The sequence below is a fragment of the Mycobacterium sp. P4_H6 genome (genome assembly GCF_056400845.1).
In genome coordinates this window covers 59,573-72,405 of the sequence record NZ_JBFUKN010000013.1, presented here as the reverse complement: position 1 = coordinate 72,405, position 12,833 = coordinate 59,573, and the positions used below count along the sequence as shown (strand labels likewise).

The window sequence follows — 12,833 nt, the reverse complement described above, 5'->3', positions numbered from 1 at the left end:
CGTGGCACACCGCTGCCTGCAGCATCGGCTTATGGTTGTCACCCGGCGAGGGCGTACTCCATGGGCAGGGCGGCCGGGCCGCTGATACCGGTGAGCGGACGCCACGGCACCGCGCCGACGATGTGTGCGTCCGGCATGGCCTGGGTGATGGCCACCAATGCCTCCACCAGCTCGAGCCGGGCCAGATGCACGCCCAGGCAGTAGTGCACGCCGCCGCCGAAGGTCAGCATGGCCGGCGCGCCCTCCCTGGTGATGTCGAGCCTGTCCGGCTCGGGGTAGATGGCCGGATCCCGGTTGGCGGCAGCGGTATTGGCCACCACGAGGGTGCCTGCCGGGATGAGGTAGCCGGCCAGTTCGACATCCTGCAGGGTCTCGCGGATGGTGCTGAAGACCACCGGTGTGTGGCGCATGAGTTCTTCGACGGCGTGCGCGGCCAGTTCCGGATGGCCCGCCAGCAGCGACCACTGCTGGGGATGCTCGCACAGCACCTGCACCGCGGCCGCGAGCTGATTGCGGGTGGTGTCGGTGCCTGCGATCAGGATGCCGCCGGCCAGCATCAGCAGCTCGGTGTGGGTCAGCCGGTCACCGTCGCATTCGGCGCGGATCAGATCCGACAACAGGTCATCGGTGAGCGTCTCCGTGCGTCGGTGCACCATGGCGTCCACATAGCCGTCCAGCGCATCCCAGGCGCGTTCCACGACCGGTGCCTGGTCGCCGAGATTCCAACTGAACATCTTGAAGATGTCATCGGTCCACGCGGAGAACAGTCCCCAGTCCTCGCGGGGTGCGCCCAGCAGCGCGCAGATGATCGGGATCGGGTACTGCCTGGCGATGTCGGCGACCATATCGCAGCGACCGGCATCGGTCCGGGCGATCAGATCGTTGATGACCTCGACGCAGATGGGGCGTAGCCGGGCCGCCGATTTCGGGGTGAACGCCCGCGCCACCAGCTTGCGCAGTCGGGTGTGCGGGGCCCCGTTGAGGCTGAGCAGGTTGCTGATCGCGCGATCCCACAGCGGGCCCGAGGTGATGCCCTGGTTGGCCAGGAACAGCCCCTCGGGCACCCGGAACCGGTCATCGCGCAGCACCGCGCGCACCAGGTTGTAGTCCAGGATCTCCGGCCCGTGCGCGCCGATGGCGATCGGCGCCTGTCGGTGCGCGGCACCGATCGCGGCGTGCGCTGCCGCGGAACTCGGCAACTGTTCGTAGCTCAGGGTCGGCAGATCGGCGTCGAAGACGTCGCGGCCGGTGGTATCGGCAGCAGTCATGGGCCCAGTGTGGATCCCCGGGACCGGGAACGACCGAGTAGAGCGGTACCCGGTTTCAGCCCGCGGTGCGGTAACGGCGCTCCGGGCGGCCCGCCCCGTACTGCAGACGCAGTTCCAGCACCCCGGCGGCCAGATAATGCTCCAGGTAGCGCCGGGCGCTCACCCGTGAGATACCGACCAGGTCGGCGCATTCGGCGGCCGACACCTCGTCGGCCGTGCGTACCGCGTCGAGCACCAACCGTCCCGTCTCGGCGCCCAGCCCCTTGGGCAGGGCGTCCGGTGCGGCAGCGGCGGTGGGGCCGCCGAACAGTGCGTCGATCATCGACTGGTCCGCCCCTCGGTCGGAGGCCAGCGCGTCGGCGCGGGCTGCGAACGCGGCCAGCTTGGCCGCCAACTGGTCGAACTCGAACGGTTTGATCAGATAGTCGGCCGCGCCGCCGTCGAGCGCGCCTCGGACGGTGTCGAGTTCGCGGGCGGCGGTGATCATGATGACGCCGACGCGATCGCCTTCGGCGCGCAGCCGGTGCAGCACCTCCAGACCCGTCATATCGGGCAGGTACACATCCAGCAGGATCAGCTGCGGACGGTGAGCTGCTGCCGCCGCGAGCGCTTCCGCGCCGGTGCGGGCCACCGCCACCGGCTGGAAGCCCTCGATGCGCTCCACGAAGCGGCGGTGGATCTCGGCCACCATGAAATCGTCGTCGACGATCAGCACATCACGCACGGGCTGACTCGCTGCTTCCGCGTCGCTCCGCTCGCCCCGCCGCCAGTGCCGACTCCGGCAACCGCACCACGAACGACGCCCCGCCGCCGGGTGCGTCGTCGATCTCGGCGTGCCCGCCGTGCTGGGCGGTCACCAGCCGAACCAGGGCCAGCCCGATACCGCGTTTCTCTGCCGGCCCACCCGGGCCCTCGGGCTTGGAGGTGACACCGCGGGCGAACACCAGTTCCCGAAGCTCCTGCGGCACACCGGGACCCGAATCGGTCACCGCCATCAGCAGGCCGTCGGCGTCATCGACGCGGACGGTGACCTGGGCGCGCTCGGAGCCCACCGAGACGTCGACGGCATTGTCGATCAGATTGCCCAGCACGGTGATCGCGTCGGTGGCCAGCGCCGGCGGCAGCGCGCGCAGATGGCTGTCGTTGTCCAGCGTCAGGGTCACCCCGCTCTCGGCGGCCAGCGATGTCTTGGCGATCAGCAGTGCCGCCACCGCCGGGTCGGAAACCCGTTGGGTGACAGCATCGTTGATCTCGGCGCGGCGCCGGGTCAGGGTGCCCACCAGGTCGTGCACCGCGTCGAACTCGCCCAGCTGGACCAGCCCGGAGATGGTGTGCAGTTGATTGGCGAACTCATGGGTCTGGGCTCGAAGGGTATCGGTCACACTGCGGTGGGAGGACAACTGTGCCTGCAGGGCCGCCAGTTCGGTGCTGTCGCGCATCGTGGTCACCGTACCGATACGTCGGCCTTGGCTGCTGGCCGCGCGCCGGTTGAGCGCCAGCACCCGGCTGCCGGTGGCGATCACCACATCATTCTCGCCTTCGCCGGAGAGCAGGAAATCCACCACGGCCTGCTCCAGGCCGATGTCGTCGGCGCGCCGGCCGACGGTGTCGGCCCCGACCCCCAGCAATTCCTGGGCGCTGTCGTTGAGCACCGTGATCTCCCCGTCGGTGTTCACCGCCACCACCCCCTCCCGGATGCTGTGCAGCAGTGCTTCCCGATGATCGGCCAGGCCGGCGATCTCGGCGACCTCCAGTCCGCGGGTGTGCCGCTTGATCCGCCGCGACAACAACCACGAGGCCACCATCCCGAGCACGGCGCCCAGCCCCAGATAGATGAGCAGGCGTTCGCCGGCGCCGCTGAAAAGCTGCCACACCGAGGGATAGCCCTCGCTGACCGAGGCGACCGCCAGCACCTCGCCGTCGCTGGACAGGATCGGGACCTGCCCGATGAGGCTGTGTACCCCGGCCACGTCGGCGTCACCGAACCAGGCCCGGCCCTCGTCGGCCCGGCTGGGACCCAGATCGGTCTGCGCCCCGATGCGGGACGGATCCGAGGAGGCCCGCACCGTGCCGTCGGGGCCGAGGATCTCGGCCAGGCTCGCGCCGGACAGCGCCACCGCCCGGTCGACCTCGGGCGCCAGAAACTTCTCGGCGAACGGGTCGGAGAACCGGTCCCGCACGATCGGGGTCGACGCCATGTTCTCGGCGACGGCGATCATCCGCAGACCGCGCACCTCGCGGAACTCGCTGGTCGACTGCGCCACCGACACCGCGGCCACGGCGACGAGCACCACCGCCACGACGACCAGCTGAAACGCCAGGAACTGCCCGGCGAGGCTGCGGCTCCAGCTCGTGTTCTTAATGACCAATACTTCCTTTGCGTCCATATCAGTGACCTGAGTCACTGCCGGGGTCCAGTATTGCTGAGCATCACAAACAAGTGATTGGGGACGACATGTTCGAACGGGGTCGGGTGACCACAGGCGTGGTCATCGCCGTGATCGCCGCGCTTCTGCTTTCCGCGTGCGGGGTCACCCGCGGCGAGGAGACCGGTCTGCACCGCCTGCGCATGATGGTGCCCAACAGCCCGGGTGGTGGTTACGACCTCACCGCGCGCACCGCGGTCAAGATCATGGAGGACGACGACATCACCGGTCGCGTCGAGGTGTTCAACGTGATCGGCGCCGGTGGCACCGTCGCGATGGCGCGCCTGATGAACGAGCGCGGTAACGGCGACCTGATGATGATGATGGGCCTCGGTGTGGTCGGCGCGGTCTTCACCAACGGATCCACCGCCCGCGCCTCGGATGCTACCGCGCTGGCCAAGGTGGTCGAGGAGCAGGAAGGCATCCTGGTGCCCGCCGATTCGCCGTTCAAGACGGTGCAGGATTTCGTCGACGCGTGGAAGGCCGACCCGGCAAAGGTCACCGTCGGCGGGGGTTCGAATCCCGGCGGTCCGGACCACCTGTTCCCGATGGAGACAGCCAAGGCGGTCGGTCTGGACCCGACCAAGGTCAACTTCATCTCCTATGACGGCGGCGGCGATCTGCTGACTGCTCTGCTGGGCAACAAGATCGCGGCAGGCACCTCGGGTCTGGGTGAATACGTCGACCAGATCGAGGCCGGCCAGGTGCGGGTGCTCGCGGTGTCCGGAGACGAGCGGGTCGAGGGGGTCGATGCGCCGACGCTCAAGGAGGCAGGCATCGACCTGACGTTCACCAACTGGCGCGGAGTTCTTGCGCCGCCGGGAATTTCCGAGGACGACCGGGCGGCGATGGTCAAGATCCTGGAAGAGCTGCACGCAACCGACGCATGGAAGGAGGCGCTGGTGAAGAACGGGTGGACGGATGCCTTCATGACCGGCCCCGCATTCGAGGAGTTCCTCGCCGAGCAGGATCGCCGTGTCGAGACGACGCTGACGGATCTGGGGCTGGTGTGAGTACCGAAGTGGACGCGGCCGAGAAGTCCCGGCCCGATTACGCGCAGTACGTCGTCTGTGCGGTGATGGTCGCCGTCGGCGCCTTCCTGCTCTATGACGCGCTGAACATGCCGGGCGGCTACGCCGAGGTGGATCCCGTTGGGCCGCGCTTCTTTCCGATCGTCATCGGTGCGGGTCTGCTGGTGATGGCGGTCATCCTGGCCATCGCGATCCCGCGTGGCCTCAAGGGTGAGGCCGACGCCGGCGAGGACATCGATCCGGACATGCCCAGTGACTGGCGCACCGTCGGGATGCTGGTCGGACTGTTCGTCATGCTCATCGTGCTGGTGAACCCGCTCGGGTGGGCCATCACCAGTGCGCTGTTCTTCGCCGGCTGCGCCACTGTGCTGGGCAGCAGGCATTACGTGCGCAACATCGCGATCGGCGTCGTGCTGGCGCTGGCCAGTTTCTACGCGTTCTACTCCGGGCTCGGAATCCCGCTGCCCGCAGGCATCTTGGATGGGATTCTGTAGATGGAGAATTTCGACTGGCTCCTGCAGGGGTTCGCCGAGGCGGCGACCCCGATGAATCTGGTGTACGCCGCGATCGGCGTGCTGCTGGGTACCGCGGTCGGTGTGCTTCCCGGTATCGGGCCGGCGATGACGGTGGCGCTGCTGCTGCCGATCACCTATAACGTCAGCCCGAGTGCGGCGTTCATCATGTTCGCCGGCATCTTCTACGGCGGTATGTACGGCGGTTCGACGACCTCGATCCTGCTGAACACGCCCGGTGAATCGTCGTCGGTGATCACCGCGATCGAGGGCAACAAGATGGCCAAGGCCGGCCGCGCCGCGCAGGCGCTGGCCACCGCCGCAATCGGTTCGTTCGTGGCCGGCGCCATCGGCACCGTGCTGCTGGCGGCCTTCGCGCCCGCGGTATCCCGGTTCGCGGTCACCCTCGGTGYGCCGTCCTACCTGGCGATCATGCTGTTCGCGCTGGTCGCGGTGACCGCGGTGCTGGGTTCCTCGAAGATGCGCGGGCTGATCTCGCTGCTGCTGGGTCTGGCGATCGGCATCGTCGGCATCGATTCGCTGACCGGTCAGCCGCGCGCCACCTTCGGGGTGCCGCTGCTGGCCGACGGTATCGACATCGTGGTGATCGCGGTCGCGGTGTTCGCGGTCGGTGAGGCACTGTGGGTGGCCGCGCATCTGCGCCGGCGTCCCGCCGATGTCATCCCGGTCGGGCGGCCGTGGATGGGCAAGAGCGATTGGAAGCGGTCGTGGAAGCCGTGGCTGCGCGGTACCGCGTACGGCTTCCCGTTCGGTGCGCTGCCCGCCGGTGGCGCCGAGCTGCCGACGTTCCTGAGCTACATCACCGAGAAGAAGCTGAGCAAGCATCCCGAGGAGTTCGGCAAGGGCGCCATCGAGGGCGTCGCCGGGCCGGAGGCGGCCAACAATGCTTCGGCCGCAGGCACTCTGGTACCGATGCTGTCGCTGGGTCTGCCGACCAACGCGACGGCCGCCGTGATGCTGACGGCGTTCGTGTCCTACGGCATCCAGCCCGGTCCCACCCTGTTCGACAAGGAACCGCTGCTGATCTGGACACTGATCGCGAGCCTGTTCATCGGCAACTTCATGCTGCTGGCGCTGAACCTTCCGCTGGCGCCGCTGTGGGCCAAGCTGCTGCGCACGCCGCGACCGTATCTGTACGCGGGCATCCTGTTCTTCGCCGCGCTCGGTGCGTTCGCGGTCAACCTGCAGCCGCTGGATCTGTTGCTGCTGTTGGTCTTCGGGTTGATGGGTCTGATGATGCGGCGGTTCGGACTTCCGGTGCTGCCGTTGATCATCGGTGTCATCCTCGGTCCGCGGATCGAACGGCAACTGCGCCAGAGCCTGCAGCTGGGCGGTGGCGAATGGGGCAGCCTGTTCACCGAGCCGGTCGCGATCGTCACCTATGTGCTGATGGCGCTGCTGCTGCTCGCTCCGCTGGTGCTGCGGTTGTTCCACCGCAGCGAGGAGACGCTGCTGATCGTCGAGGACGATAAGGACCAGAAGGAAAAGGCGGGCCAGGCATGATCGTCATYGGATACACCGCCGACCAGTTCGGTCATGCGGCGCTCGAACACGGGATCGCCGAGGCCAAGCTGCGCAACACCAGCCTGCTGGTCATCAACTCGACATCGGGTGAGTCCTACGTGGATTCGCGGTTCGCCAGCGGGACGCAGGTGCAGGACGTCGAGACCCGGCTGGCGGAATGCGGGGTGCCGTTCGAGCTCGCCCAGCCGGTCGGGGTCGACGCCGTCGAAGAGCTGCTGACCACGATGGACCGCCCGGAGGCTGAACTGCTGGTCGTCGGTATCCGGCACCGCAGCCCGGTGGGCAAGCTGCTGCTCGGCAGCGTCGCGCAGAAGCTGATCCTGGAATGCCCGAAACCCGTTCTGGCGGTGAAGCCCTCCGAGTTCTGACTCAGCCATCGTCGTCCTCCTCGGGTGGTGGGAGGAGTTCTTCGGGGTGGAAGTGGTGGTTGAGGGTGTCGCCGCCGGTGTCCATGAGTGGTGGTGGGTGCCAGTGCACGCGGCCGGTGCGGGGGTCGATGCTGTTGGTCCAGCCCAGTTCGGCGAGCCGGTTGTCCGGTCCGCAGCCGAGTGCGAGGTCGGGGGCGTCGGTGAGCCCGCCGTGGTGCCAGCTGGGGTGGGCGTGATGGGCCTGGCAGTGACAGGCGCCTTTGGTGCAGCCGGGGCGGGTGCAGCCACGGTCGCGGTTGTAGAGCAGTAGCCGTTGGGCTTTGGTGGCCAGGCGTTTGGTGCGGCCCAGGTAGAGCGGTTCGGCGGTGTGGTGGCGGTAGACGATCAGATAGTGGTGGGCGTGCTCGGCGAGGCGGATCAGATCCCGCATGGGCATGCGGGTTCCGGAGCCGGTGACCGCGATCCCGGCACCGGCCTCCAACTCGGCCAGCGTGGTGGAGACCACCACGGTGACCGGTAGCCCGTTGTGTTGGCCGAGGCGYTTGGACATCAGGGTGTCGCGCAGSACCGCTTTGATGGCGTCGTGGTTGCGCTGGGCTTGGGTGCGGTGATCRCCGGCSGGCGGTTCCAGGTCRCGCCTGATCGGTGGGGGCAAGGTGTCAGCGAGATCAGCCAGCTCGCCGAAGTCGCGTGGAAGTGGGCGCTCCTCGGCAGGCTCCGATTCGGGCGCAGGCTCAATTGCAGGTTCGGGTGCGGGTTCGGGTTCCGGTGTTGGATCGGGCGCTGGTTCAGTGTCGGCCGCGGGTTCGGCCCGTTCTTCCAATGGATTTGGTTGCGGATTGTGCTGGGGTTCCGCGTCGTCGGGGTTGTTGATCCCCGGCCGCGCCCACACGTCCAGGATGGTGCGCAGGTAGGCCGCGAACTCCGAATCCACCCGCCCCGACACCTTCGACAATCCATCCACATCGGGCTTGCCGATGGTGAGCCCTACCTTGTGCCGCGTCAGGTCCGGGCTGTCGCCGTTCTGGTTGAGCACGTAGACCATCTGGTCGGCGAGCTCGGCCAGCGTCTCGGGGGTATTGGCTTCGGCGACCGCGACCAGGGTGGCCTCCATCTGGGCTCGCTCGCCGGCGTCGAGATACGCCGAGGCCTGCTTGAGTGCGGACCGGATGACTGTGATGTGGGCGGTGTTGATGGACCCGCCCGCCAACGCGTGAGCGCATGCGGGTAGCAGCGGCTCCAACACCTCACCGTTCAACGCGTGCCGCGGCCCGAGATCGCGGGCCTGCGCGATACGGCGCCCGGCCTCGGCGCTGCTGATGCGGTCCCGGGTGGCCAGTACGTCGTTCCAGGATTTCCCGCCGATCTCGTGCGGGGTGGCCCGATCCATCAGGGCGGCCAGGATGCGGTGATCGACCGCTGCGTCGGCGCGGGCGTAGTGCTCCCGCTTGGACAACAGTCCGAGCAACTCCGCGGTGTCGAAGACGGTGAAGTCGGCGTCCAGCAGTGCCTTGAGCGACGCGGCGCGATCGGAGAGTGCGTGCTGCACCGCCTCCCGACCACCGACCACGTCACCGTTCATACGTCGAACATACGTGCGATCACCGACAATCCGTCACGAAAAGTGACGGCCGTGATTAATGAGTCCAAAGAAATTTTTGGGACTCACCTGTCGCTCGAAAGTCGCTGAGAGGTGGGCACTTTCATACCGAACGCGCTGTTGCAGCCGCGGCGCAATCGGCAGACGCTAGGGTCGGTCCATGAGCAACACGGATCTGGTCGAAGCGACCGCCACTGCGGGAGGCGCCATCGAACAGGCGGTGGCAGTCTTCATGCTGCACCCACAGACCTACGGCGAGAGCGTCGCCGCCGGCTATCAGAACCCCCTGGCCGGATACGTGGCCGGCCGCGGTGGCGTGCTCGGTGAGGTGACCGGTGCGACCGTCAGCGCGGTGTTCGCCGTCTTCGAACCCGCCGGCCTTTCGGCCATGTGGGAGGAAGGCGTCGCCGTGCGCGGCGCCGCCGGTGCATCGCAGGTGTATTGGGATCAGGCCGCCGAGTTCGGACGTAAGTATCTGGCCGGCGCGGACGGGCTGGACCGTATTGCGGCATTGGGGGAGAAGCTCATTGCGGTGGCGCCGATTGCGGCATCGCCGTTGTTCGCCGGCTGGCGGACCATGCCACTGGCCGACGATGCGCCCGCCCGGGCACTGCAGGTGATGTTCGTGCTGCGGGAGCTTCGCGCCGGACTGCACTTCAATGCGCTCAGTCTGTCGGGCGTCAGCCCCATCGAGGCACACATGCTCAACAAGGGCCCGCGATACGCGGCCATGTTCGGCTGGCCCCAGCCCTTCGCGGACGGCGCGGACAAGAAGGACCGCTACGTCGAGATCGAGCAGGCCACCAACCGCCGGATGGCCGAACTCGTGAGTGCCGCGCTGGACGTGGACGAGGCGGCCGAGCTCGCGGACCTGACCACGGCGGCGCTGGCCACCCTGACCGCGAACGTGCCGCGTTGACACCCACTTCGAGCAGGAAGTCCGGACCGACTGGTTAACTGACGCATGCCCGCGGAAACCGCGATCCACTTTTTCCTCCAGCTGACCGTCATTCTCGCGGCGTGCAAGCTCGCCGGACTGGCCGCTCAGCGGGTGGGTCAGCCGCAGGTCGTCGGTGAGATGATCGCCGGCGTCGTGCTGGGGCCTTCCCTTCTTGGCCGGATGGCCCCCGAACTGCAGAGCGACCTGTTCCCGACCGGAACGTCGAACCTGGTGCTCTACACCGCGGCGCAGGTCGGGCTGGTGCTCTACATGTTCATCATCGGATTGAATTTCGACGTCGATCACGTCAGGCAGCGGGCCGGCACCGCGGCCGCCGTGTCCATCACCGGAACGGTCGCACCATTGGCCGTCGGCGCGCTGGCCGCAATACCGCTGCTGGGCGCCGGTGGTTTCTTCGGTGACGGCGTCAACCTCGGTATGGCGATGATGTTCCTCGGCGCGTCGATCGCGATCACCGCATTCCCGATGCTTGCCCGGATCATCTTCGAAAAGAAGCTGACCGGAACGTCTTTGGGCACCTTGGCGCTGGCGTGCGGCGCGACGGCCGACGCCATCTCGTGGTGCATCCTGGCCGCCGTGCTGGCCATCCACCGCAGCAGCCCGATGCTGGCCGTCGTCGCGATCGGTGGTGGTCTGCTCTACACCGTGGTTCTGCTGACGATCGGTCGCCGTGGCCTGAGTTCGTTGGGCCGGATGGCCGACGACAACCGGGCCGTAACGCCGTCGATGCTCAGCACCGTGTTGATCCTGCTCATGGCCTGCGCATGGTTCACCGATGTCATCGGCATCTACGCGATCTTCGGCGCCTTCATTCTCGGCGTCGCCATGCCGTCGGGATTGTTCGCCACCGATCTCACCGACAAGCTGGAGCCCCTCACCACGAAGCTGCTGCTGCCGCTGTTCTTCGTCTATTCGGGTCTGAACACGCAGATCGGTCTGGTGAACTCCCCGGCGCTGTGGGGGGTGACGCTGGGTCTGATCGTCGTCGCCGTCGTGGGAAAGGGCGTGGCATGCGCGGTGGCGGCACGGCTCAGCAAAGTCCCCATGCGCGAGTCGGTGGCATTGGGCGCACTGATGAACGCGCGCGGCCTGATCGAGCTGATCCTGCTCAACATCGGTCTGGAGGCGGGGATCATCACGCCCACCTTGTTCACCATCCTGGTGCTGGTGGCCGTGGTCACCACCCTCATGACATCACCGATCTTCGAATGGGTCTACGGACGACATCGCCAGCTTTCCGAGGCCGCGTAGCGCGGACCGTTGCCTGTTGTTTCAGGGTCTGAACCCCGCCCGTTGTGGGTATGTTGAAATGCATGCGGCCCCAACTCTCGCGACTCGATGCGCAGGCCCGGGCGGCCCTCGCACGAAAGATCAGAAGCCAGCTGCCCACCGCCGATGCCCCGTCGACCGATCACGATGTCGCGATCGCCGGTGGTGGCATCGCCGCCATGGCCCTGGCGCTGGAAATCAGGAACGCGCGTCCGCACACCCGCATCCTGATCATCGAGCCGAACACCCATCCGGTGCCGGAGATCACCCACACCGTCGGTGAATCGACGGTCGAGGTGTCCGCGCACTACCTGCGTGACCGGCTGGGCTTGGGCGAACACCTGAGCACCGCCCACATCCGCAAGATGGGTCTGCGGATGTTCTTCTCGCACGGGCGCAACAGCGACATCGCGTCCCGGATGGAGCTCGGCGGTTCGTCGTTCGTCCCCCTGGTCACCTATCAGATCGATCGGGGACGACTGGAGAACGAGTTGCACACCCGTTGTCTGGCAGCGGGTGTCGACATCCGGCGCGGTCGCGTCGCCTCCGTCGCCCTCGGCGGTGACGACAGCTCCCACACGGTGTCCATTCAGACCGATCAACACCGCGCGGACACCACGGTCAGGTGGGTGGTCGACGCGTCTGGCCGTAACCGGGTGTTGCCCCGACAACTCAACCTCAAACAGCCCAACGAGCATCACTGCAATGCGGCATGGCTGCGTGTGGCCACTGAGATCGATGTCAATGGGTGGAGCGACGACCCCGACTTTCACAGCCGTCTCGTGGAGGGCAATCGGGCCATGTCGACGAACCATCTGATGGGGGAGGGCTACTGGGTCTGGCTGATCCGACTGGGCTCCGGAGCCACCAGCGTGGGTATCGTCGCAGACCCCGCTCTGCATCCGTTCGAGGGGTTCAACACGCTGCCCAAGGCCAGGGCGTGGCTGGGTGAACACGAACCGCAGTGCGACGCGGTGCTGGCCGAACATGAGCACCAGATCAAGGACTTCCGGGTCATGAAGAAGTACAGCCATGGCGCCAGCAAGATCTTCGACGGTGCTGACCGCTGGTGCCTCACCGGTGACGCCGGTGTGTTCCTGGATCCGCTGTACTCATCCGGGTTGGACCTCGTCGCGATCGGCAACGGCCTGATCACCGACATGGTCGTCCGCGACCTGAACGGCGAGCACGTGGTGGCCCGCGCGCAGGTCAGTGACACGCTGTTCCGGTCGCTCACCGAGATGTGGCTGGCCGTGTACCAGGACCAGTACGTGCTGATGGGAACCCCGGCGGTGATGTCGGCGAAGGTCGTCTGGGACATCGCCTTCTACTGGGGATTCATCGGCCTGCTCTACATGAACGACCGGTTCGTCCGCATCACCGACGACCCGGAGTTCGTCCCCCAGCTCGAAGGTCTCATCGCGCTCAGCAACCGTATTCAGCGTTTCTTCCGGGAGTGGGCTGCGTTGGAGGGCAGTGGACCCGCGAACGAGTTGGCGACGGTACCGTTCATGGACTTGTACGCGCCGTTGAACTTCATGGTGTCGCTGCACACCGCGATGGTGGAGCCCAGTCCGAACTTCGATGCCCAGTTCGACGCCAATGCTCGGTTGCTGCACCAGATTGCAGGTCAGCTCGTCGAGACGGTGCTCGCGGCGAAGTCCACGATGTTCGAGGACGACGAGGCCATGCATCAGGTCCAGGCCTGGCAGCGCGATCCGCTGTTGCGCGAGTTGCGGGCGGCGTACCGCAGGGATCAGGAGGCCGACCCGATCAGCTCCGACTGGATCGTCACCGGATCGCCGGTCTTGCAGCCGAGCTGAGCCCGCGAACATTGGCCGAAATTCATCCGT

General features: G+C 67.0%; 11 protein-coding genes. 7 read left to right on the top strand and 4 right to left on the bottom strand.

Features of this window, described 5'->3' with window-relative positions; translation table 11 throughout:
- Window positions 1-38: 38 nt before the first annotated feature.
- From AC1DTF_RS07850 to AC1DTF_RS07840, 3 genes are read right to left on the bottom strand one after another with little or no spacing between them, the layout of a single operon-like run.
- Window positions 39-1,268: a cytochrome P450 gene (locus AC1DTF_RS07850; RefSeq protein WP_477473662.1), complete on the bottom strand. Its 1,230-nt coding sequence runs from the start codon at window positions 1,266-1,268 to the stop codon at window positions 39-41.
- 55 nt (window positions 1,269-1,323) lie between these two features.
- Window positions 1,324-1,992, bottom strand: coding sequence for a response regulator (locus tag AC1DTF_RS07845; RefSeq protein WP_477473661.1), 669 nt, complete (start codon window positions 1,990-1,992; stop codon window positions 1,324-1,326).
- Window positions 1,985-3,655 carry a sensor histidine kinase gene (locus AC1DTF_RS07840; RefSeq protein ID WP_057166620.1) on the bottom strand — a complete coding sequence of 557 codons (1,671 nt, stop codon included), beginning with the start codon at window positions 3,653-3,655 and terminating at the stop codon, window positions 1,985-1,987. Before AC1DTF_RS07840 ends, AC1DTF_RS07845 begins: the two co-directional genes overlap by 8 nt.
- Window positions 3,656-3,723: 68 nt before the next feature.
- On the opposite strand from AC1DTF_RS07840, the gene AC1DTF_RS07835 reads away from it, so the two are divergent.
- Genes AC1DTF_RS07835 through AC1DTF_RS07820 form a run of 4 tightly spaced genes read left to right on the top strand, consistent with a single transcriptional unit; the run spans window position 3,724 to window position 7,150 of the window.
- On the top strand, window positions 3,724-4,707 hold the full coding sequence (locus tag AC1DTF_RS07835; RefSeq protein WP_057166619.1) for a Bug family tripartite tricarboxylate transporter substrate binding protein: 984 nt from the start codon (window positions 3,724-3,726) through the stop codon (window positions 4,705-4,707).
- A complete protein-coding gene (locus tag AC1DTF_RS07830) occupies window positions 4,704-5,219 on the top strand; it encodes a tripartite tricarboxylate transporter TctB family protein (protein WP_057166618.1) in 516 nt (171 codons plus the stop codon). The genes AC1DTF_RS07835 and AC1DTF_RS07830 overlap by 4 nt, the downstream gene beginning before the upstream one ends.
- Complete coding sequence (locus tag AC1DTF_RS07825) at window positions 5,220-6,761, top strand: tripartite tricarboxylate transporter permease (RefSeq protein WP_477473660.1); 1,542 nt, start codon at window positions 5,220-5,222, stop codon at window positions 6,759-6,761.
- On the top strand, window positions 6,758-7,150 hold the full coding sequence (locus AC1DTF_RS07820) for a universal stress protein (RefSeq protein ID WP_057166616.1): 393 nt from the start codon (window positions 6,758-6,760) through the stop codon (window positions 7,148-7,150). The genes AC1DTF_RS07825 and AC1DTF_RS07820 overlap by 4 nt, the downstream gene beginning before the upstream one ends.
- Before the next feature lies 1 nt (window position 7,151).
- Here AC1DTF_RS07820 and AC1DTF_RS07815 read toward each other — a convergent pair whose 3' ends face one another.
- The gene (locus AC1DTF_RS07815) at window positions 7,152-8,732 is read right to left on the bottom strand and encodes an HNH endonuclease signature motif containing protein (RefSeq protein WP_477473659.1); all 1,581 of its coding nucleotides are present in this window, start codon (window positions 8,730-8,732) and stop codon (window positions 7,152-7,154) included.
- A 178-nt stretch (window positions 8,733-8,910) separates the two neighbouring features.
- Between AC1DTF_RS07815 and AC1DTF_RS07810 the strand changes: the two genes are divergently transcribed.
- The 3 genes from AC1DTF_RS07810 (at window position 8,911) to AC1DTF_RS07800 (ending at window position 12,803) form a co-directional block, all read left to right on the top strand.
- Window positions 8,911-9,669 (top strand): SCO6745 family protein, encoded by a 759-nt coding sequence (locus AC1DTF_RS07810; RefSeq protein ID WP_057166614.1) that lies wholly within the window; start codon window positions 8,911-8,913, stop codon window positions 9,667-9,669.
- Window positions 9,670-9,714: 45 nt separating this feature from the next.
- Entirely contained in the window at window positions 9,715-10,962 is a 1,248-nt protein-coding gene (locus AC1DTF_RS07805) for a cation:proton antiporter domain-containing protein (RefSeq protein ID WP_057166613.1), read from the top strand.
- A gap of 62 nt (window positions 10,963-11,024) precedes the next feature.
- Window positions 11,025-12,803 (top strand): NAD(P)/FAD-dependent oxidoreductase, encoded by a 1,779-nt coding sequence (locus AC1DTF_RS07800; RefSeq protein ID WP_057166612.1) that lies wholly within the window; start codon window positions 11,025-11,027, stop codon window positions 12,801-12,803.
- Window positions 12,804-12,833 lie beyond the last annotated feature (30 nt).